The organism is Serratia sp. ASV30 (genome assembly GCF_016428815.1).
GTDB classification, from domain to species: domain Bacteria; phylum Pseudomonadota; class Gammaproteobacteria; order Enterobacterales; family Enterobacteriaceae; genus Chania; species Chania fonticola_C.
This window is the reverse complement of the sequence record NZ_JAELTL010000184.1, coordinates 1-533: the sequence shown is the minus strand read 5'-3', so window position 1 is coordinate 533 and position 533 is coordinate 1. Positions and strand designations below refer to the sequence as shown.

The following is a 533-nucleotide window of genomic DNA, read 5'->3' as shown; positions in this document are numbered from 1 at the left end:
CTCGGCGCTGGTGTTGCCGGCCGGGTCGGTCACCGTGGTGGTGAAGTCGTGCGCGCCGTTCACCAGGCCAGTGCCCGGGGTAAACGTCCAGTTACCGCTGTTGTCCACCACCACCGAGCCAATGGCGCTGCCATTGTCCAGAATGGTGACGGTGCTGCCCGCTTCCGCCTTGCCACTGAAGCTTGGCGTGGCGTCATCGGTGATGGCCCCCGCTTTCAGTGCGCCCTGCTCGGCACCGACATTGTCGGTGACCACCAGGCCGGTGGCCGGAGCCGGTGGCGTGGTGTCCACCATAATGCCAAAGCCGCCGGTGGTCGGGCTGGTCTGGCCGATACTGTCGGTGACCGAGGCGCTCAGGCTGTGATTGCCGTCCTTCAGCGCCGGACTTGGGGTAAATGCCCAGGCACCGTTGCTGTCCGCCACGGTAGAGCCAATCGCCACTCCGTTGTCGAACACCGTCACCGTGCCGCCCGCCAAGGCGGTGCCGTTCAGGGTCGGGGTGTTGTCGTTGGTGACATCCCCTTTCTGCAGCG

Annotated in this window: 1 protein-coding gene; it reads right to left on the bottom strand. The window is 66.0% G+C overall.

Features of this window, described 5'->3' with window-relative positions:
- Positions 1–533: Ig-like domain-containing protein (locus JHD74_RS26015; protein ID WP_199063911.1), on the bottom strand; the 533-nt coding region annotated here is incomplete at both ends.